The 18,607-nt window shown below is 46.7% G+C and carries 24 protein-coding genes and 1 pseudogene; 10 read left to right on the top strand and 15 right to left on the bottom strand.

Going from position 1 to position 18,607, the window contains the following annotated elements:
- Positions 1-14 precede the first annotated feature (14 nt).
- Positions 15-590, bottom strand: a complete 576-nt coding sequence (locus A1359_RS13650; protein ID WP_066983943.1) for a hypothetical protein — start codon at positions 588-590, stop codon at positions 15-17.
- Between the two features lie 350 nt (positions 591-940).
- Here A1359_RS13650 and A1359_RS22835 point away from each other — a divergent pair, with 350 nt between their 5' ends.
- A complete protein-coding gene (locus tag A1359_RS22835) occupies positions 941-1,105 on the top strand; it encodes a hypothetical protein (RefSeq protein ID WP_198159361.1) in 165 nt (54 codons plus the stop codon).
- On the opposite strand, the gene A1359_RS13645 is transcribed toward A1359_RS22835, so the two are convergent.
- From A1359_RS13645 to A1359_RS21965, 10 genes and pseudogenes are all read right to left on the bottom strand, one after another.
- The gene (locus A1359_RS13645) at positions 1,102-4,731 is read right to left on the bottom strand and encodes an HAD-IC family P-type ATPase (RefSeq protein WP_157200552.1); all 3,630 of its coding nucleotides are present in this window, start codon (positions 4,729-4,731) and stop codon (positions 1,102-1,104) included. The genes A1359_RS22835 and A1359_RS13645 overlap by 4 nt on opposite strands.
- Positions 4,732-4,746: 15 nt before the next feature.
- Positions 4,747-5,340, bottom strand: coding sequence for a chemotaxis protein CheB (locus A1359_RS13640; RefSeq protein WP_066983940.1), 594 nt, complete (start codon positions 5,338-5,340; stop codon positions 4,747-4,749).
- Between the two features lie 25 nt (positions 5,341-5,365).
- Positions 5,366-5,752 carry a DUF302 domain-containing protein gene (locus A1359_RS13635; RefSeq protein WP_066983936.1) on the bottom strand — a complete coding sequence of 129 codons (387 nt, stop codon included), beginning with the start codon at positions 5,750-5,752 and terminating at the stop codon, positions 5,366-5,368.
- Between the two features lie 224 nt (positions 5,753-5,976).
- Positions 5,977-6,102 (bottom strand): hypothetical protein, encoded by a 126-nt coding sequence (locus tag A1359_RS23485; RefSeq protein WP_269747928.1) that lies wholly within the window; start codon positions 6,100-6,102, stop codon positions 5,977-5,979.
- A 43-nt stretch (positions 6,103-6,145) separates the two neighbouring features.
- Positions 6,146-6,436, bottom strand: coding sequence for a DUF1840 domain-containing protein (locus A1359_RS13630; protein WP_066983934.1), 291 nt, complete (start codon positions 6,434-6,436; stop codon positions 6,146-6,148).
- Between the two features lie 24 nt (positions 6,437-6,460).
- Positions 6,461-6,721: a hypothetical protein gene (locus A1359_RS13625; RefSeq protein ID WP_066983932.1), complete on the bottom strand. Its 261-nt coding sequence runs from the start codon at positions 6,719-6,721 to the stop codon at positions 6,461-6,463.
- A gap of 121 nt (positions 6,722-6,842) precedes the next feature.
- On the bottom strand, positions 6,843-7,082 hold the full coding sequence (locus tag A1359_RS13620; RefSeq protein ID WP_066983929.1) for a DUF2171 domain-containing protein: 240 nt from the start codon (positions 7,080-7,082) through the stop codon (positions 6,843-6,845).
- Between the two features lie 472 nt (positions 7,083-7,554).
- Positions 7,555-8,298, bottom strand: coding sequence for a Crp/Fnr family transcriptional regulator (locus A1359_RS13615; RefSeq protein WP_066983926.1), 744 nt, complete (start codon positions 8,296-8,298; stop codon positions 7,555-7,557).
- A gap of 293 nt (positions 8,299-8,591) precedes the next feature.
- Complete coding sequence (locus tag A1359_RS13610) at positions 8,592-8,750, bottom strand: DUF3309 family protein (RefSeq protein ID WP_066983923.1); 159 nt, start codon at positions 8,748-8,750, stop codon at positions 8,592-8,594.
- A gap of 80 nt (positions 8,751-8,830) precedes the next feature.
- Positions 8,831-8,963 (bottom strand): annotated as a pseudogene (locus A1359_RS21965) (DUF3096 domain-containing protein).
- A gap of 254 nt (positions 8,964-9,217) precedes the next feature.
- Between A1359_RS21965 and A1359_RS13605 the strand changes: the two are divergent.
- The 8 genes from A1359_RS13605 (at position 9,218) to A1359_RS13570 (ending at position 14,681) form a co-directional block, all read left to right on the top strand.
- Positions 9,218-9,397 carry a CsbD family protein gene (locus A1359_RS13605; RefSeq protein WP_066983920.1) on the top strand — a complete coding sequence of 60 codons (180 nt, stop codon included), beginning with the start codon at positions 9,218-9,220 and terminating at the stop codon, positions 9,395-9,397.
- A gap of 87 nt (positions 9,398-9,484) precedes the next feature.
- Positions 9,485-9,763, top strand: coding sequence for a CsbD family protein (locus A1359_RS13600; RefSeq protein ID WP_066983918.1), 279 nt, complete (start codon positions 9,485-9,487; stop codon positions 9,761-9,763).
- A gap of 238 nt (positions 9,764-10,001) precedes the next feature.
- The gene (locus A1359_RS13595; protein WP_066983915.1) at positions 10,002-11,348 is read left to right on the top strand and encodes a PQQ-dependent sugar dehydrogenase; all 1,347 of its coding nucleotides are present in this window, start codon (positions 10,002-10,004) and stop codon (positions 11,346-11,348) included.
- A 185-nt stretch (positions 11,349-11,533) separates the two neighbouring features.
- The gene (locus A1359_RS13590; protein WP_066983912.1) at positions 11,534-11,740 is read left to right on the top strand and encodes a hypothetical protein; all 207 of its coding nucleotides are present in this window, start codon (positions 11,534-11,536) and stop codon (positions 11,738-11,740) included.
- 74 nt (positions 11,741-11,814) lie between these two features.
- Positions 11,815-12,045, top strand: a complete 231-nt coding sequence (locus tag A1359_RS13585; RefSeq protein ID WP_066983947.1) for a DUF883 family protein — start codon at positions 11,815-11,817, stop codon at positions 12,043-12,045.
- 595 nt (positions 12,046-12,640) lie between these two features.
- Entirely contained in the window at positions 12,641-12,817 is a 177-nt protein-coding gene (locus tag A1359_RS13580) for a CsbD family protein (protein ID WP_066983910.1), read from the top strand.
- A gap of 178 nt (positions 12,818-12,995) precedes the next feature.
- Entirely contained in the window at positions 12,996-13,190 is a 195-nt protein-coding gene (locus tag A1359_RS13575) for a hypothetical protein (RefSeq protein ID WP_066983907.1), read from the top strand.
- A gap of 423 nt (positions 13,191-13,613) precedes the next feature.
- Entirely contained in the window at positions 13,614-14,681 is a 1,068-nt protein-coding gene (locus A1359_RS13570) for an AI-2E family transporter (protein ID WP_066983904.1), read from the top strand.
- 30 nt (positions 14,682-14,711) lie between these two features.
- Here the strand turns inward: A1359_RS13570 and A1359_RS13565 are convergent, their stop codons facing one another.
- The 4 genes from A1359_RS13565 to A1359_RS13550 all read right to left on the bottom strand — a co-directional run bounded on the left by A1359_RS13565 (position 14,712) and on the right by A1359_RS13550 (position 17,793).
- On the bottom strand, positions 14,712-14,921 hold the full coding sequence (locus A1359_RS13565) for a DUF2789 family protein (protein ID WP_066983900.1): 210 nt from the start codon (positions 14,919-14,921) through the stop codon (positions 14,712-14,714).
- 87 nt (positions 14,922-15,008) lie between these two features.
- The gene (locus tag A1359_RS13560; protein WP_066983896.1) at positions 15,009-15,617 is read right to left on the bottom strand and encodes a DUF502 domain-containing protein; all 609 of its coding nucleotides are present in this window, start codon (positions 15,615-15,617) and stop codon (positions 15,009-15,011) included.
- A gap of 814 nt (positions 15,618-16,431) precedes the next feature.
- A complete protein-coding gene (locus tag A1359_RS13555) occupies positions 16,432-17,391 on the bottom strand; it encodes a hypothetical protein (protein WP_066983893.1) in 960 nt (319 codons plus the stop codon).
- Positions 17,392-17,424: 33 nt separating this feature from the next.
- A complete protein-coding gene (locus A1359_RS13550) occupies positions 17,425-17,793 on the bottom strand; it encodes a PRC-barrel domain-containing protein (protein ID WP_066983890.1) in 369 nt (122 codons plus the stop codon).
- Between the two features lie 497 nt (positions 17,794-18,290).
- Here A1359_RS13550 and A1359_RS13545 point away from each other — a divergent pair.
- A partial coding sequence (locus A1359_RS13545) for a hypothetical protein (protein ID WP_066983887.1) occupies positions 18,291-18,607 on the top strand: 317 nt, incomplete at its 3' end.

Here is an 18,607-nt window from a genome sequence, read left to right as displayed (position 1 = left end):
GGATTTAAGGGCGCTTACAATAAACCAGACCTCGTATCCTCTGACAAAGAAGCTGATTGAAGCAAATCCTTAAATTGGGAAACATCATCAGCGGACTTACCTGACACATAATGCCAGAAACGAACGCTATCCTCGTCAATGTCTTTTCTTGGTAACTTACCAAGCTTATCAAGCAAACCAATATGTTGAAACAATTGTTCTACAACGTTATCTTCAGGATATGTACAGCTAACTTTTCCGGGATATGTATTCACTAGCTGTTCAATCTTAGAAGTTGCCAACAAAGTTCCACATGGAATAAGTGTTTTGGTTTTTTTGAAACAAATGCTAACATTGCGCCCAGCTTTAAGATGACTTATTGCCTTATTTAAAAACTCCATCAATAGTTTTCTATTTTCTTCAGTTGAAAGACTAAATTCTTTTGGGGCGAAAATATCTATTACATCACCACAGTCTTTTCGGTTTCTTTTTTTAAGCTTTTCTTTTATGGATTTATTTTTAGCTAAATTCGAATTCTTTATTTGGCGCTCATATTCTTTAGCCTGAATATTGATAGTGTATATTCTTTTCTTTGTAGTTAGCTTTTTCATTAAATTAATATTCCCTTAAGTTTTATGTCTTTATATTTTAGATAATCAAAAAAGTCGAAGAAATAAAACCGATTACAGCCACTACCAAACCCCATAAGTTCAGAGCTCACTCAAATATTTTCTCCCAGTACACAATCAGTTTTGGATAAAAAAGTTTTGTCAGATACAAGAATCATCCCTGATTTTCTCCTTTAAGACAATAGACTCTAAAACTATGCTATGGAAATAGTAGCCCTTCCTTGCCGAAAACATAGAGATAATTCTAACGAAGCGGCATTTAGCCCGCCCCGATTAACGATAGCGTAATCGGAGGAATGTAGGCTTCGAAATGTGCGATTACGCAAGCTTTTATGCCCTTTAGAGTAAATCGCACCTACTGTTTGCAGGATAGCTTATTTGCCATTTGTTCGCCGCGCGAATTAATCTTATCTTTTCGCGAAGACCAGGATCTGACAACAACGACGGAACCAGTGGCCGATAATGCAGATGCACGCAGCCAGATCAGCTCTCCTTAATCGGTGCTCTTGAGCAAAGCCATTTTTTCTGCATTCATCAACACAACTCGGCTTTCGGACTGTGCGGCGCACAGGCAGGCACCGAAAATAAAAATGCACCCGGATAAGTAAATCCACAGGAGTAAGGCCATGATCCCGCCGAAGGCACCATAAACGGCGTTTAAGGTGGCGAAGTCTTTCAGATAGATCAAGAATAAACTTTCGGCCACCTGTAATAATGCAGTCGCACACAGCGCGGCAAGCCAGACTTCAGCAAAGCGAGTGGGCCGACTGGGAGCCAGCCGATAAAACAAGCTCAAACTGAAAAACACCACCAGTGAAGCCACAAAATACCCCCCTGAACCATAGACCCAAGCAGCAAAATCATGCACTGGAAATAGCCAATTTTGGGCCATTTTCGCCAGCGCCGGCAGCACGACACCCAACAAAACCAGGCTAACCAAAATCAGCAGAAACCCTAGGCTTTTGAACGGTAGCCGCCACCAGTTGGCGGTTTCAGTACACCAAGCTTGGTTAGTGGTGCGAATCAGGGTGGCGAAAAAGCCCATGGCCGCCCAAATCAGCATTAGAAATGCGACAGCACTGGCCTGTCCCCGGGCTTTTATTACACCGCTGATGGTGCCAAAAATGTAGCTTTGCATCTCACCAGTGATGGGGACATAGTTTTCGATATAGGAAATGACCGCCTGGTTGGCTTGTGCTTGATTAATAAACACTGAGGCAATGGTGACGATGAGGACGATTAAAGGAAATAGCGAGAGGAACGCGTAGTGAGTGAACGCCGCGACCGACTGAGCGCCGTTGATCTGCGAAAACTTATTCACGGCCAGGCAGACTGTATTCCAAACTCGACAGCTGTTTAGACTAAATCGCTGCTTGGCTATTTCCGGCGCTGTATTGGTTGGCATTTGCGCATGCCGTATTAGCTTCACTCCCTCCAGCACTAGCAACGGGATAGCACCCAATACGACCAGCAGCAAACAATCGCTGAACGGCATGGATGAGGTTTTTAAGAAGCGACCCAGCATTTCGTTATGCTGACTCAACACTTGCAGACCGAACGAAACGGCGATCACCACGACCAGGTTGAGGTTGGTAAACAACGAAATACGCCAGACCGGTTTGGTTTCGCTACGGGCGCCGAAGGCTCGCAACAGCTCGGCGAACACCAGCACGGCAAAAGCATAGGTACGTGCGATTTCCGTGGTTTCCGTCTTCAGAATATAGACGTAAACCACGAATGCCACACTCGCCGTCAGCAAGCCGGTAAAACCCATGGTGCGAAGAAAGTTAGGGGTGGTGATGCGCTCGGAACGCGGTCGCGGTTGGCGCTGCATGACGTCGGGATCGATCGGATCGGTGGCCAAGCACAATGCCGGCAGACCGTCGGTGACCAGATTGATCCACAGCAGGTGTATGGGCAGCAATGGTGTCGGCAACCCTACGACCACGCAAACAGCCATCAGCAATAACTCGCCGCTGTTGCCCGCCAGCAAGTATTGCAGGGTCTTGCGGATATTGTCATAGATGCCGCGCCCCTCTTCGACAGCGGCGACAATGGAAGTGAAGTTGTCATCAGTGATGATCATATCCGCCGCCTGCTTGGTGACCTCCGTACCGGCTTTGCCCATAGCGATGCCGATGTCGGCGCCCTTGATGGCCGGCGCATCGTTGACGCCGTCGCCGGTCATCGCCACCACCGCATCGTTGGCTTTCCAGGCGCGGATGATGCGCAATTTGTGTTCGGCGGTAACACGGGCATACACGGCGATTTTGGCTATACGCTGCTGCAGCTCTTCATCAGACAGCTTGTCCAATTCGATACCCGCGACGGCTGTGTCATCATCGCCAGCAATGCCGATTTCCCGGGCAATGGCGGTCGCGGTATACGGATGATCGCCGGTAATCATCACCACCCGAATGCCGGCTGCGCGACATTTGGCGACGGCATCCTTGGCTTCCTGGCGCGGCGGATCAAACATGCCCGACAGACCCACGAATACCAGATCCTGTTCAACGGCGTCGGCGACGAGCTCAGCGGATGAGTCAATGTCCAGGTCGCGATAAGCCGAACCGAGCACGCGCAGGGCTTGCTGCGCCATCGCGGTATTTTGCGCCACGATGGCCTGACGATCCTGGTCCGTCAAGGGACGGACACCGGCGCTGGTGTAGAGTTTTGTGCAGCGATGCAACAGCACATCCGGCGCGCCATTGCTGAAGGCGCGTATTTGGCCGTCCGGCAGTTTGCGGACCACCGTGCTCAGTTTACGATCGGAATCGAACGGAATTTCATGCTGTTTGGGCATCTCTCGCTCGATGCGTTCCCGGTCGCCGCCCGCTTTAGTCCCGCCCACCAATAACGCACCTTCGGTGGGGTCGCCCACGACTTGCCAGCTGCCTTTTTCCTGGGAAAGATGAGCGTTATTACAAGCCAGTATGACCGTTGCGAGTTTAAGCAATGGCGCCGCATGTTCCACGTCGATCTGTTTGCCTTCGATCAGCACTTCGCCTTCCGGCCCGTAACCTTCGCCGCTGACCTGATAACGCTGCCCAGCCACGAAAAACGCGCGCACGGTCATTTGTCCCACCGTCAAGGTCCCGGTCTTGTCGGTGCAGATCACGCTAGTCGAGCCCAGCGTTTCGACGGCGGATAGTTTGCGCATCAGCGCATGGCGGCGGGACATGCGCACCACACCCAGAGACAACGCCACCGTCACGACGGCCGGCAGTCCTTCCGGCACCGCTGCCACGGCAAGGCTCACCGATGTCATAAATAACTCGAACAAGTCCGTACCGCGCAGCAGGCCCAATCCGAACAATAATGCGACAACACCCAACGCCGTCCACACCAAGATCTGTCCGAAGGACTCAAGCTTTTTCTCCAGCGGGGTCTGTTCCTCCTCAGCCGCTTCTGCAATCAAACCGGCGATACGACCCAACTCGGTCTGCATCGCCGTGGCCACAACCACGGCCAGCCCGGTACCCGCCGCGACACTGGTGCCCATGAACAGCATATTGTCGCGGTCGGCCAGCGGGACATCAATCTGATCCAAAGTCTCGGCATGCTTGGTCTGTGCTAACGATTCGCCGGTTAGCGTCGCTTCGATGCATCTGAGCGAGGCGGCCTCCAGCAGCCGGGCATCGGCGGCGATCAAGTCGCCGGCTTCCAGCGCCAGGACGTCGCCGATAACAATTCCGGAGGCTGCAATCGACATGACTTTTCCATCGCGCCATACCTTGGCCTGCGGCGCGGTCATCTTCTTTAGCGCCGCAATGGACTTCTCGGCATTGAACTCTTGGTAAAAGCCAATGACGGCGTTGAGCACGACGATGGCCAGGATGGCACCGGCATCCAGCGTTTCGCCCAACAGGCCGGAGACGATACCCGCCACAATCAGTATCCAGATGATCAGGCTCTTGAACTGGTCGAGGAAAATCCGTAACGGGCTGATGCGCTTGGCTTCCTTCAGTGCGTTTGGGCCGTTGGCGGCAAGTCGAATAGCCGCTTCTTGGGTCGACAGTCCTGCCGAGGAGGAACCGAGCTGTGTCAGCGTTTCCTCGACGGACAGCCTGTGCCAGGCTTGGTTTTTTTTGGGTTGTTCAGCGAGGTCGGGTGGTGGATTCATATTATTCAACCCTCACTAAACCGTTGCTGTCGTTTGCGAAATTCGGACAATTTCTTGAGCGATATCCGCTGGGGAAAGCACAAAATCGATATACCCGCTGGCAATTGCACTCTCAGGCATATCAGGTTGTTTGGCGGTATCGAGCTTCTGTGCGATGGTAATGCCACCGGCTTGTTTTATCTCGGACAGCGCCGCGGCACCATCTCCATCATAGCCAGAAACAATAATAGCGATCAGTTTACCGTCCCAATTCTCTGCCAGGGAACGAAGAAATACTGTAATCACGTCCGGCCATCCTCGCGGTTTTGAGATGGGTTTTAGATGGAATTCTCCGTCAAGAATATGCAAATCACGCTTTTCAGGAATGATGAACACATGGTTGGGTACGATATCTAATTTCTCCGTGATCAGTTCCACTGGCATCTGGGTGTACCGCGGGAGAATCTCGTGCAGCATGGTAGATACGGTTCTGACGTGATTAACAATCACAATCGCAACACCTAAATCGGGCGGCAGATTTTGTAGTAATTGGATATAGGCGTCAAGGCCGCCGGCCGAACCGCCTACGCAAACGACAGGAAAATCTTTTGCCCCCGACTTAGCTTTCATCGACCATCGCCGCCATTGCCATCAATCAGGCCGACGCCGCCTCATTCATGATTTTAACGATGGTGTCTTCCACTTCTTGTGCTACCTCTGCCAGTTGCGGTGTGTTGAACATCGCCAACAGTGTGCTGGGTTTCAATGTCGCTAGCATGGTTTTACCGTCCTCTTCATAAACAGAAATTCGGCATGGCAGTGCGGTGGAGACACTCATGTTTTCATCGAGCACCTTCTTTGCTTGCAGCGGTTGGCAAACTTCAAAGATCTGACATTCGTTGACGAACTCGACGCCTTTCTTATTCATGGTTTCTTTCAGGTTATGAACCTGCATGACGCCAAAATGATTCGCCTCGACGGCCGTATGCAAGGCAGTCGCGGTTTCACTCACCGATTTGTTACTAGTTAATTTGTATAGCATAGTCGTTCTCCTTTCAGGGTTTAAAGTTGACGTTATAGCAGCGCTAAGCACTGGCTTAGGATATGGTCGGAAATAACTTACAGAATTTCACGCTCATAGTTCCCATGCTTCGCGTGGGAATGCAGCCGGAACCGCTCCGCGGTTTGGGACGCTGGAGCGTCCCCTCCACCCGGTACCCACACAGAGCATGGGTACCATAAATGGACGTTATTTTTGCCCAAACCTTAATCTTTGGAGAGTTTGATAATAACGACCATCGGCAAGACTATCAGCAACACGCCAATCAGCGCCCAAAGCCACATCCCGTCCATCATCCACTCGTGGGTAACATTCATCATGTTGTTCATCATAAATCTGTCTCGTTGAGTTGCGTCCCTCCACTGGACTGAGTATTCATTTCCACATGACGTCAACCTCTGCTTTTGCAGCGGCGGTAAGAAGATCAATCAGCGGCAATGCTCGATGAGCGAGGCTCACGCCAGACTCATCCATAACCTTGGCTGTCGGCAAATCTTTTTTGGCATCGATAGCGGCTTTCAACCGATTCAGTACCTCGGGAATATCGGCCGCCAGGATCGCGCCTGGTACGGTTTCGCTGTGCCCCATCATTTTCAGCATGGCAAGGGCAACATCCCCAAACATGATGGTGTCGGCATAAGCATCGGTGGTAAACGTTACCAACATAGTTGTGCTCCTGAAATATATAACTTAGTTACTATCTTGCAACGACAGCAATTCTGGGTTCCAAATTTTTCTCACCAGCATAATCTGTCCCGGGTCGTTATAGGGATAAAGAGCCTGTTGCGTGCCGTTCTTAGCAAGCACCTGGCGGAAATAATCTTGCTGGTAAAGCAAGTCCACACCGATTACCGGTACACCCTGATCGCTAGCGGCTTTAAGCTGATCACCAGCGACATTGCCCAGCCCACCTGAATAGATGGGCAACGCTTCACTCAACATAAATTCCATGCTGAAACACGCTGTTTGGCAAGGTTACTGAACGACAAGATCAGTTTTGCTTGGTATTGACATGTTTCAGCTGGAATTTGGCAGTAACAAGGAGTCTAGCTTGGCTCGACCGTATATTCACTTAGAACGTGGGCGAAACAGTTGACCACTCCCGCATGGCCTCATCAGCAGGATGATCCAGCATAACCTTGCCGTTCTCGGTCGATTTGACCCACGTTAGCGGAATATAATGATGCTGACCAACGTCATCTTTCTTCAGCTTGAGATAGTTGGTATTTTCCATCTGGTCAACACTGGCAAACTGCCTGCCTTCTGAGCAAACAACAGGCATATCGGGTTTAATCTGGTCTGGGTGAATCATGATAGTTCTCCGCTTGGCTTATTTTGAGTCAGCTATATTGAAAATATTGGGGCAGCATTTTGCAGACTGTCTATCCCGACACTGAATTGTTAACCTGGAGGCTGACAAATAATGACTATTAATCAGTTTGAAAGCCTTATTAATCCCTTTAACTAAAACAAACCATACAGCGATTAACGGCGCTGATCTGTTCGGCAACGCACATTGATAACTGTATTATTCGGAATTACCGAAAATGATAAACACGCTTTTAGATTCAATTAGCAAACTTTTCGGGATTAGCTCAACCGGCATGTTGGTGGCTTCGACAAAACTTTATGCAGGATGGTATGCATTTTGATCATGTGATTAACAATGACTATAGCCACACCCAGGTTAGCCGGTAAAATTTAACAACCTAATATAAGCGTCAAGCGCCCGCCCACACAAACGACAGCGAAATCGTTCACCAAGGAAGGCTTATTTTAATAGTTTAAGCGGCCATATCAGTGGGCATTGGTCTGAGGCGGTTATATTCGGTTTTAAGCACGTTGTAGCACTCGCAAACCTGAACTTCCAAACCAGGGCGACTCAAGACGTTAATATGACCTCTACTGTAACTAATCAAACCTTTTTGCAGTAACTTCCCGGCCGCTTCAGTGACACTTTCTCTGCGCACCCCCAGCATACTGGCGATGTGATCCTGGGTCACAATCAATTCATTTGAAGCTTGTCTATCGAGATTTACCAGTAACCAACGTGATAGTTGCTGATAAATTGAATGATGGCGATTACAAGCGGCAGTTTGCACTATTTGGGCAATCATCGCCTGAACGCTGCGTAATAACAGTTGCAAGAACATTATATCGCCACAAAGTCCATATTGATGGTCGAAATCGTGCATGAAAAGTTGCTTCCGCAATCGATAGCTATATCCCTTGCGGCTAACGATGGCTTGATGTGTCATTGTTCCGCCACCCATTAAAAGACCAAGCCCGACAAAGCCTTCGTTACCGACCTGCGCAAGCTCACTCGATGTGCCGTCTACAGTAAAATTAACCTTCGACACCACGCATGAAGTCGGGAAATAAAAGTAATTTAGCGCACGTCCAGATTCGTAGATGACTTGGCCATAGTTCATATGAACCAATTCCAAATGGTGAATTAGTCGTTGAAAAGTCTCTACAGGGAGTGCAGCCAACAAAAGATTGTGGCCAGGACTTTCTTGTGTCGTCATTAAGTACTTCCCTCTATTTGATCAAATGGGATAGCTTTAAATGTCTTTATCAGACTTTAAAGCCAATATGCCCAATAAGCATACTGATCCCAAGTGAATACATCTGCACGGTAACACACTTAGTGATGGGACATAGTTAAAGGCAACAGATACACTGAAACTGGGGCAAGTTATATACATCTCTGGCCGGCTTTCAGTTTGCCAGTATAGGTATTACCTCTCACAGATCCAGATTGCGACAACTCGCATCGTATGGACTCTGGAGAGGCAATTGGAACGGGATTACTTTGCGGCTAAATGATACCTAATAAGACCAGAACCAGTAAGATGATCAAAACCGTCCCAAGCCCACCAGAAGGTCCATAACCCCAATTGCGGCTATGCGGCCAGACTGGAATGACACCAACGAGCATCAGGATAAGAATGACGAGTAAAATTGTGCCAATTGACATGATATTGCTCCTTGTAGAGAGAAAATTAAACTAAAAACGATTCTAAATCTGCGCAAACTTGGTCTTTGGGTAGCATCTCATCATCTGTGTATGAGTCCCAAAATACCCACGACAATCAAATACACGGCCACGAAATAATTTAAAAAACCTTGGCACCACCAAAATTAAAATCCCTATCACAAGTGCCAGCACGGGTTCGATCGCGATATTCATGGAAGTTCTCCTCTTTTAAGTGTAGAAACAGCTTAACGACAAGATGGCTGATAGTCTGTACGCTATCGCACAGACTTACGAAAGCCCCCTGCCCCCCTGAGCGGCAATAATTTTTAGAGTTGTTTTCTAATAATCAATGTGCGTTGCCGCACCGACCGAGTTCAGGATTACGAGTATGGTTTTATCTGAGCGCCGAACAATCGCGGAATTCGCTCAATCTAAAATAATCACAAAATCAATTCACAGGAGCCACAATGAACAAAGATCAATTAAAAGGCCGAATCGAAGAAACCAAAGGCAAAGTCAAGGAAGTCACCGGCAAGATACTGGATGACGAAGATATGGAAATAGAAGGCAATATCCAAAAAAATATCGGTAAGGTTCAGTCGGGCTTTGGTGACGTCAAGGAAGATATCAAAAAGTCGATTGAATGAGAACTTGCTAACCGAACAATAAAGTCCAGCCCTGCTGACTTGCTATTCATTAGAAACCGGATACTTAACATATTTACAGGAAATATCATGAAATTCACCCACAACAAATTCAACACTTTATGCGCTGGCTTTATTTTGACACTCTGCTCGTTAAGCGCTTATGCCGAAGATAGCAAAATTGAAACGCCTATGAATGAAGACCAAGTAGAAGGCCGTGTCGAAGAAACCAAAGGTACAGTCAAGGAAGTTACCGGCAAAATACTGGACGACAAAGGCATGGAGATAAAAGGAAATGTCCAAAAGAATCTCGGCAAAGCCCAAAAGGGCTATGGTGATATCAAACAGGATATTAAGGAAGACAAATAAAAAATAGTATTATTGAGCAGTGCAGCCAAGCCAGCTTGGCTGCTACTTGAATGCTGTCAAATCCATTTTTAGCAACCGAACATAAAAGTCGCAGGTTTAAGCAAATATCTCTTCGATAGTTAAATGTTTATCTGCCGCGCGTATTGTCGCCAATAAACGGCTTTTTAGGGGGAATTCCAAATGCTTAAAAGTCTAGCTATCATACTCATCGCTATTTGTGCATCAGGCTTCTGACATCATGTACCCAACACATTCGTTGTTATTCGTAGTAGTAATGATCTCGCTAACCGCATGTGGCGAGGTGGCACAATTGCCGGTTTCGGCGGGTGTCGGCCCTCACCCACAACTGCCACCACCCAATCCGACCTTGATTCCCACGGTGAACATCGCGCCGGCTGTGGGCTGGCCCGCGAATGGCAAACCTGATGCAGCCCTTGGGTTGATCGTCAACGCCTTTGCCGATGAACTCGATCACCCACGATGGCTTTATGTGCTACCCAACGGCGACGTTTTGGTCGCCGAGACCAATACTCCAGCAAAACCTGAAGATGGGAAAGGTATCAAAGGCTGGCTCATAAAATGGGCCATGAATAAAGTTGGCGCAGGCGTACCCAGCGCTAATCGCATCACGCTGCTGCGCGACACCGATGGTGACGGGGTAGCGGAAACTCGGAGCGTGTTTATAGAAGGACTCAACTCACCGTTCGGCATGGCGCTAGTTGGCGACAATTTTTACGTGGCCAATACGGATGCACTGATAAAGTTTCACTATAACGACGGCGAAACCCATATTGCTGAACCGGGCATCAAAGTACTGGATTTACCGGCAGGCCCTATTAATCATCACTGGACTAAAAACCTGCTGGCTAATCGCGATGGGACACGGCTCTATGTAACAGTAGGGTCTAACAGTAATGTTGCCGAAAATGGTATCGATCAGGAGTTCGAACGGGCCGCCATTTGGGAAATCGATCCACAGAAAAGTAATTACCGGGTTTACGCCTCAGGTCTGCGCAACCCCAATGGACTAGCCTGGGAGCCGGACGAAGGAACACTTTGGACTGTGGTTAACGAACGCGATGAAATAGGCAGCGACTTGGTGCCGGATTATCTGACTTCGGTACCTGAAGGCAGTTTCTTTGGTTGGCCATACAGCTACTATGGCCAACATCTGGACCAACGCATAAAGCCTCAACGCCCCGAGTTAGTCGCCATCGCCAGAGTGCCTGACTATGCACTTGGGCCTCACACTGCATCACTTGGTCTGGCATTTTCCAGAAGCGCCAGTTGGCCTGCACCGTTCAATAACGGGGTTTTCATCGGCCAACACGGCTCATGGAACCGTAAGCCACGCAGTGGCTACCGAGTTATCTTTGTACCTTTCAGAGACGGCAAGCCTTTCGGTGAACCAATTGATGTGTTGACAGGCTTTGTTAGCCCCGATGGCGATGCGCTCGGCAGGCCAGTGGGTGTGGTGTTAGACAAGCGAGCAGCGCTGCTGGTCGCCGATGATGTCGGCAACACCATCTGGCGTGTGACGGCATCGACCACGCCCTTTCAGTCAGACTCGGTCGCTGGTTATTGAGCGTTAGCTGGCAAACAGAGCGCAGCGGCTGTATGTACGCCAGCGTACCGACGGGGAATAGCTTTGCTGCTAAAGTATTTTAAAGGTTTTAACGCAACCCCGACATCCTCCTAAAGCCGGGCTCAGTATCGTAGAGTTTATCCTACAGTATCGATGTTTTTTCAGCCAAGCCAGGATGTGTCCACGTGCTTTTTATACACTATAAGGCTGTCGATAAAATCGCCAGTGCGACCGGTTTGACTGCTGAAGTGCTTGATGAAATAGGAGAACAAAACTATGAAAACTGGCTGGCAACGCTTGAAGAAAAATTACAAGAATTATTTTCGCGACAATCCCGTAATATCACTAGGTATCGCGGTAGCGGCCGGCTTTCTGTTGAGCCGCATGTTTAGTGATTGTCAAACCGACAATCGTCATGAATCCAGACACCGTCAAGACCGACGGCTCAAATAGAGAGGAAACCATTATGGACACCATAGATAAAGCATCTAATTACGCACATGAGACTTTCGATAAGATTGCCAGTGCAAGCAGTCATGCCGCAGAAACATTTGGCGAAAAAGGAGATGATCTAATAAATGCCGAACAGAAAATGCTAAAGCAATGCCGCAGCTATGTCCGCGACAATCCCATAACGTCGCTGGGTATCGCAGCAACGGCAGGGTTTCTATTGAGCAAACTTTTAAGACTCCGATAAACCTGCGAGCATCATGAATCCAGATGCGGTGGCTGTCCTAGCTTGTGGCTAAGGTTTTCGGCTGGCTTGCAACCGTAATTTAGAACTGACTTTCAATCACAATAGGCGTTAAAACCACCGCAGTCGGGTCGACTAATATGATACGGTGGTGTACTCTGAAACTCTATTTCCCCCTGGTCAATTTTCAATCGGCGCCAACACACTGGAGAGTATCCAATGCGATTATTTCGGGACTGTATCCTGGATATTGTGGTGAAAATTTCATTTATCGAGTTCTTGGATAGTTGCTCCTGGCGATTATCTGGGCGGAATTCACACCCGCTAGTTTAGTCACCCATCGACAATGGACAAGTAACGAGATCATCCAAGAATAATTGGGTATCGAAAGAGGCCTTGAGCATGCAGGGAAACTCGTACGTTTCTTAGGGGAGTTAAGAACCCGTTGTAACAATTACCCTAAAAACTGTTTTATTTAAGAGTAATAAATATTCTTAATCTATGTTCGCTACCGCACCGACTGAATTCACTGTTAATCGTACATTCCGCGTTGGTCATCGCTATTAGGTTATGGCTAAATAATTACCAGGAGACACTCATGAATAAAGATCAAGTCAAAGGCAGAGTCGAAGAAGTTAAAGGTAAAGTCAAGGAAGCCGCCGGTGTAATACTGGATGACGATGCTCTGGAGATTGAAGGAAATGTTCAAAAAAACGTCGGTAAGGTTCAGGCAGGCTACGGTGATCTCAAGGAAGAGCTTAAGCAAGACAAATAAATATGCATCGCCTCTATATATCCACTCTGACAAATCTGTTGTTTGCCGTAAGAGGAGATGCAACCAACCTTACCTTTAACCAGAAACGACTAGGAATCTTATCTAATGATGAAGTTTGGGGACACCCATTCCAGAATAGATAACATGTAACAAAACATATAATAATTAGGATACTACTATGAAAACTAAAGAAATCTTCGCAATTGGATTAGTTACTTTGGCCTTATTGGCTGGCTGTGACAAAGAAAAGGAATCCACTTCTACCTCTACTACCACCAAAAGTGTTACCTCACCCGCTCCCTCTGAAGAACCAACTACAACTAAAACTCAGGAATCGACCTCCACGACTACAACCGATACAAAAGATCAATAATTTATTTTTGCCGGTTCCCAATCTCCGGATTGGGAACTGTATCCTGGCGCTCTGGCCATTCTGAAATGGTGCATTAGAGCTAGAGCCGTAGCTGATGACCGCTATAGATAGCTATATATAGTAGTCACCGGACTAAACCGCTACGGTACCTTTCCAACTCAAAGCGGCCAGTCGTTTCAACCGAAACAACTGGCTCTACCAGCAATTAGGAGGCATTTGGTTTTCACTGGGATGCTGGACTTTTAAGGGATGCGATTTCCACTGGCCTACAAACCTCTTATTCTTCAGGGCGTGATTTAATGATTACGCCTGTGCTGATATAGGCGGATTAATATAATTCACTCCAGATTCCAACAGTTTCGGGAACTAATCATCGCTATGATAGGGTGAAGAACTTATTCTTTTTATTTTAATTTGTTTTCCATGCAAAAAAATACCCCTTATATTCTTTTTCTGACCTTTGTTTTGCTAGTAACAGTATCTTTTTTCTTATTGATTAAGGATTTTTTACTAGCCTGTTTTTGGGCCATCATTCTGGCAGTAGTTTTTGATCCCGTTTATCGGCTGTTTAGGCAATATTTTAAAAGTTCCGAAATACTGGCGTTGTTTTTGACCATGATAATGATTATTCTGGTTTTTGTTATTCCTTTGTTAACCTTAACCTTGATGATAACCGAGGAAAGTACAAACTATTATTTAAAAATTCAAGGCGGGGAAATAAATCCCCAAGTCTATTTTCAAAACACTATCAAGCTTCTTTTGCCGAAGTTCAATAAGCTTTCACATATGCAGGCATTAACCGTTGAGCAGATAAGTTCTTCCGCAGGGAATGCCTTTGCAGAAGCCGTAAAATATATAGCCCAGCAAGTCCCCTCATTGACCCAGAACCTGTTAAACCTTATCGTTCAATTTGCCTTGACTTTCTATATCCTGTTTTTTCTATTACGGGATGGTCAGCATTTGATCAGGAAACTCAACTTTCTGATTCCAATAGGTGACGGGATCGAAACAGAATTATTTGAGCGTTTCACCAGCGTAGCCAGAGCGACTGTTAAAGGCGGTTTGATCGTCGCTGTTATTCAAGGCAGTATCGGGGGATTTTTATTTTGGTTTGTAGGCATTCCCGCCGCCTTTTTATGGGGTATGTTAATGATAGTTTTATCTTTATTACCGGTAGGCAGCGCGTTAGTTTGGGCTCCCGCTGCAGTAATTCTGTTTTTACAAGGTCAAACGTTAAAGGCGGTTATCGTTTTGACCGTCGGGATTTTAGTCATTGGTATGATTGATAACTTTCTGCGGCCACGGCTGATAGGTAAAGACAGTAAAATGTCAGATTACCTGGTACTGGTATCAACATTGGGTGGATTAACCTGGTTTTCCTTAACAGGATTTGTATTAGGCCCCATTATTGCTGCTTTATTCATTACCTGTTGGGATATAATGGGAAAAGAAAGCCAGGTAAGTAAACGTAAACAAGGCCAATCGCTGTAGTCGTCGGTTGAACAACTAATAATCCTTTTTTTAAAAAGGGTAATCTGTGGTTTTATTAATTATTCTGAATTGATGGCACCAATCCGAATCCTCTGCTACCGCTTCAGCCAAAAATGCTGCCTGTGCCTCGTTCCAGAAATCTGCCTCAGACAGGGCAATTTTGCGAAGTAACGGTTTCTCGCCGCCTGCTAAACCTAATTGACAAAATAACCTCAGCATAGTGCGTGTTGAAGTATCCATTTGAATCCCCGGAAACGATTAAAGCTTTACGCCAAGGCTGGGCTTTGATCTCGGCGTTATTTTTTATTTTAATGAAACTCAAATCCTTCAACGATTATTTTTGTTATTACTAACATTTCCAACAACACCAGCTGTTGCGATAAAACGCAGAGCATCCTCAACAGACATATCTATTTCTGTTATGTTGTCTCGTGACATAATGACCGTATTGCCACCTATCGCATAACTAGATGGTAAATATACGACAACCTGGTCATCGGAAATAAAGGTATGTAAAACCTCATCAAAATCCGAAACGGTAATAAAACCTATTTGTTGACTATTGCCTGGAGGGACATTAACCAGAACGACCTGTTTAAACTTACCTCTGTTTTCGCTAGAAAAAAGAGAACTAAAATCACGTATGGCAGTATACAAACTTTTAATAACGGGAATCTGGAGTACGAGTTCTTCAAAATGATCGAACAGGCTGCGGAAAGTTCGAGACTCCAGAAAGCCTCCGAAAAAGAATATTAAAGGCAGACCTAACAAAAAACCTAAGCCCTTAATGTACCAACTGTCAGGGAAGAAAAACGTGAAGATATTTCCCAGTACCAACTCTACAGTGTCTGCAAACCAGAAGAGCAAATAAAGGGTAAGTGTAATGGGGATAATCGCTATTAACCCCTTGAAAAATATTTTAATGATCGGCTTCATTGTTAATCTCAAATGGTTGTAATTCTTATGCTGGATAATAATTAAAAATAAAAGAGCCCTATGTTATGCAACAAATTTAACCCGAAAGCTTTTGCAACACACTCATACAAGGGTTATCCACAAAATCTGTGGATAACCCTGCCTTAAATTTGTCACATTTTCCTTCAACACGCCTCCCCTACTGGCGTTAAGCCACTTTGATTAAAAATTGGTCAACCTTTTTGCATCACAATGCCAGATGAACAGAAACCAAAGCCTCGCCAACTTTAGCTATAGCGTTTCAAAAATCCTATGAATCAATTTTGTCGATTGTTTAAACGACCCCTCTTTTCCAATTCAAGACGCATTAGAATTAATTGAAAACATCAATATCTACGCGACGGTTTTGTGCTCTACCTGCTGCCGAAGGGTTGTCAACCAAATAATCGCCTGCCGACAAGTCATTAACCGAAATAGTTATCCGTGCGCTTTTTCTCACTCAACTTTCCGACTTCAAAGCATTAGAATGAGCAGCGGTCGAAATTTGACTATCTGTTAGGCCTTATGCCGAATAGGGATTGACCACTTAAGCGGAAATAACGCCCTCTCTGTTTCAGATAGTTCAGGCCGACAGATAAATCCGGGAAGTTGGGTAGGAATTGAGCCTTTCGTCCCCACGATACTGCGGCAAAGCCACTTGACAACATTAAAAATGGGTAAGCAATGCAATCAAAATGATGATTGGAATCGGTACGCCAAGTACTAATAGTAAAAGTGAACGCATGGTTTATCTCCCGGAATTGAATTAAGAAATCGAAAAATAGCGAAGCACCCATTAGCTGAACGAAGTGCTGTCGGTATGAATTACCCGATCACGCTGTCTTCCGCCAAATGTGGCCGCCAGACTCGCGACAAAAGCCCCTAGCAACAGTGCTACCACCATCCATAGCGCCGTATAAGCAGCTAGTTTTCGCGCAGAATCCGCGGTCTGTTTAACATGCTGCTCGGCTGCTTCAATCGCTGCCTGCAGCTTACCAAACACATCGACCACGCGCTTTTCGGCATCAGCCAAGGGCAAGCCGGTTTGCAGTGCTACGATTTGTCCCAGATACTGTTGGTCTTCCACCGGTAAGCCATTCAAGCGCAGGCCGTTAACAACAATTCCCGCCGCCTCATGCCTTACGGAGCCATAGTTTCTCTGTGTTGCATCGTCTGGCGCTTGACTTGATCTGAACAATGAATCAAGCCAATAGCCTAACTCGCCATTACCTTTGGAGTTTCCGGCATCCAGCTCTATTGGCGGCATATGACTTGGATTCTGTGAAGTTACCGCACGAACAGCGGCTATCCCGTTTGCAGTTGAGACGGAGTCAGTATTAGCAAAAGTGCCAATTGCCAAGACATTACCGATCACTGTTCCCAACAGCGCGGCCATCGCCAACGAGGCAATCGCCCATGCCAGCAAGCCGTGAGCGGTATCGCGAAAATAAACTTCATCTCTGTGCACGGTGGTCCACCTGATACGCAGCCTTCCTGACAGATAACCACCCAGACCGGATGCCGCAATCTGGCTGAAGCTAAGCCAGAGAATCGATGCCAGGCCGATAGCAGTAGCGCTGACGCCAGAATGGGTCCATGGCGAAATCACTGGAAAGCCCAGGCCTACACCTAAAATCAGTAAGATGAGGGACAGCGAGGCCGCTGCTGCAGCCCCGGCAAAAATCGAGCTCCACGATACCCCGGATGCCGTTGTCTCGGATGATGCCACTAAAAAATTTTGTTCTGTTGTTGTCATTATTATCTCCATTTTTTAGAAAGTGACACTGGGCTATTCCCAATAGGGCGAGCGCTCATAGTACTTGTAAACGTCGCGATTCCACTGTTCATCGTCTATTGAAGGCCAATGCTCCGGATCGAATCCAGGTGCAGCTTCCAAGCGTTCTTTGGAAATATTGAGGACGTACTCGCTATTCTGCGCACTGTAATCCAGTGCGTTGAACGGAATTGCGAACAACTTTTTCCCCATGCCCAGAAAGCCGCCAAATGATACGACGGCATACGCGACCCTGCCGATATGGGGATCAATGACCATTTCATTGATCTCTCCGAGGCTGTCGCCATTGGGGTTAATGACCTTGGCGCCGATGATGCTCGACGCTTTAACGGGCAAAATTGAAAATTGATGCGGATGATTCATCGGGTTTCTCCGGTTGCAGAATGGATGAAAGCAGTAATTCAGCCTTGTCTGTTTCCGAATCGGGAAAAACCACTACGGCCAGCCAAGCTATAAATTACAGCGGACAGAGTAGAAGGGAAATTTCCTAAACACAGTACGGTAACGCACATATATCAAGCAAATTTTGCAGCTGATATGAATTTCTAGATTCACAGCATTTCCTTACCTCAGGCATTATCAGTATCGATACTGAATTCATGTTGGTAGAGATTCAGGCACTGAATGTATGGGTTTAACAAACGAATGCCCCGTAAAAAAACTTGATTTGTAATGTTCGACACCGCACCGACACGATGCGGATTTTTCAGTAACTTAAACTCCACAGCAAAGGCTCAATGCCATTGTTGGTTAACGCAACTGTTGATCGTCGTTAGTTAAAACCGATGGTTATTCTAAAAATTAAAAGGATAAGCTCGGCAATGAATGCCGTTCCATTATTCCGAAAATAAAACATCACCATGAAGGGGGAAAATTATGCCTATACGCTTACCGTTAGTTATGTTCGCTGCATAACCATGCTGACCAGCGTGGTTCACGCCGAACAGTCATCAGCCATCCATTTGACTGAAAACTCGGCATTAGAAAATACCCAGCAGAATGTTCGCGATAAGGACAACATCACCTTAACAGCTGAGGATCAAAACGAATCCAAAGCTGACATCAAAATTACCGCCGACATTCGTAATGCCGCTGTCAACGATGAATCGCTATCAGTCAATGCCAAGAACGTCAAAATCATTACCCAAAATGGCGCGGTAAAGTGGACCCCGAAATC

The sequence above is a fragment of the Methylomonas lenta genome (assembly GCF_001644015.1).
Classification (GTDB): Bacteria; Pseudomonadota; Gammaproteobacteria; order Methylococcales; family Methylomonadaceae; genus Methylomonas; species Methylomonas lenta.
Note: the sequence above shows the minus strand (reverse complement) of the source record. Positions and strands in the feature narration are given on the sequence as shown.

What these genes read in the sequence shown, in the direction of transcription:
- A1359_RS13650 (WP_066983943.1), bottom strand. Translation starts at nt 590, where the DNA reads ATGAAAAAGCTAACTACAAAGAAAAGAATATACACTATCAATATTCAG.
- A1359_RS22835 (WP_198159361.1), top strand. Translation starts at nt 941, where the DNA reads ATGCCCTTTAGAGTAAATCGCACCTACTGTTTGCAGGATAGCTTATTT.
- A1359_RS13645 (WP_157200552.1), bottom strand. Translation starts at nt 4,731, where the DNA reads ATGAATCCACCACCCGACCTCGCTGAACAACCCAAAAAAAACCAAGCC.
- A1359_RS13640 (WP_066983940.1), bottom strand. Translation starts at nt 5,340, where the DNA reads ATGAAAGCTAAGTCGGGGGCAAAAGATTTTCCTGTCGTTTGCGTAGGC.
- A1359_RS13635 (WP_066983936.1), bottom strand. Translation starts at nt 5,752, where the DNA reads ATGCTATACAAATTAACTAGTAACAAATCGGTGAGTGAAACCGCGACT.
- A1359_RS23485 (WP_269747928.1), bottom strand. Translation starts at nt 6,102, where the DNA reads ATGATGAACAACATGATGAATGTTACCCACGAGTGGATGATGGACGGG.
- A1359_RS13630 (WP_066983934.1), bottom strand. Translation starts at nt 6,436, where the DNA reads ATGTTGGTAACGTTTACCACCGATGCTTATGCCGACACCATCATGTTT.
- A1359_RS13625 (WP_066983932.1), bottom strand. Translation starts at nt 6,721, where the DNA reads ATGGAATTTATGTTGAGTGAAGCGTTGCCCATCTATTCAGGTGGGCTG.
- A1359_RS13620 (WP_066983929.1), bottom strand. Translation starts at nt 7,082, where the DNA reads ATGATTCACCCAGACCAGATTAAACCCGATATGCCTGTTGTTTGCTCA.
- A1359_RS13615 (WP_066983926.1), bottom strand. Translation starts at nt 8,298, where the DNA reads ATGACGACACAAGAAAGTCCTGGCCACAATCTTTTGTTGGCTGCACTC.
- A1359_RS13610 (WP_066983923.1), bottom strand. Translation starts at nt 8,750, where the DNA reads ATGTCAATTGGCACAATTTTACTCGTCATTCTTATCCTGATGCTCGTT.
- A1359_RS13605 (WP_066983920.1), top strand. Translation starts at nt 9,218, where the DNA reads ATGAACAAAGATCAATTAAAAGGCCGAATCGAAGAAACCAAAGGCAAA.
- A1359_RS13600 (WP_066983918.1), top strand. Translation starts at nt 9,485, where the DNA reads ATGAAATTCACCCACAACAAATTCAACACTTTATGCGCTGGCTTTATT.
- A1359_RS13595 (WP_066983915.1), top strand. Translation starts at nt 10,002, where the DNA reads ATGTACCCAACACATTCGTTGTTATTCGTAGTAGTAATGATCTCGCTA.
- A1359_RS13585 (WP_066983947.1), top strand. Translation starts at nt 11,815, where the DNA reads ATGGACACCATAGATAAAGCATCTAATTACGCACATGAGACTTTCGAT.
- A1359_RS13580 (WP_066983910.1), top strand. Translation starts at nt 12,641, where the DNA reads ATGAATAAAGATCAAGTCAAAGGCAGAGTCGAAGAAGTTAAAGGTAAA.
- A1359_RS13575 (WP_066983907.1), top strand. Translation starts at nt 12,996, where the DNA reads ATGAAAACTAAAGAAATCTTCGCAATTGGATTAGTTACTTTGGCCTTA.
- A1359_RS13570 (WP_066983904.1), top strand. Translation starts at nt 13,614, where the DNA reads ATGCAAAAAAATACCCCTTATATTCTTTTTCTGACCTTTGTTTTGCTA.
- A1359_RS13565 (WP_066983900.1), bottom strand. Translation starts at nt 14,921, where the DNA reads ATGGATACTTCAACACGCACTATGCTGAGGTTATTTTGTCAATTAGGT.
- A1359_RS13560 (WP_066983896.1), bottom strand. Translation starts at nt 15,617, where the DNA reads ATGAAGCCGATCATTAAAATATTTTTCAAGGGGTTAATAGCGATTATC.
- A1359_RS13555 (WP_066983893.1), bottom strand. Translation starts at nt 17,391, where the DNA reads ATGACAACAACAGAACAAAATTTTTTAGTGGCATCATCCGAGACAACG.
- A1359_RS13550 (WP_066983890.1), bottom strand. Translation starts at nt 17,793, where the DNA reads ATGAATCATCCGCATCAATTTTCAATTTTGCCCGTTAAAGCGTCGAGC.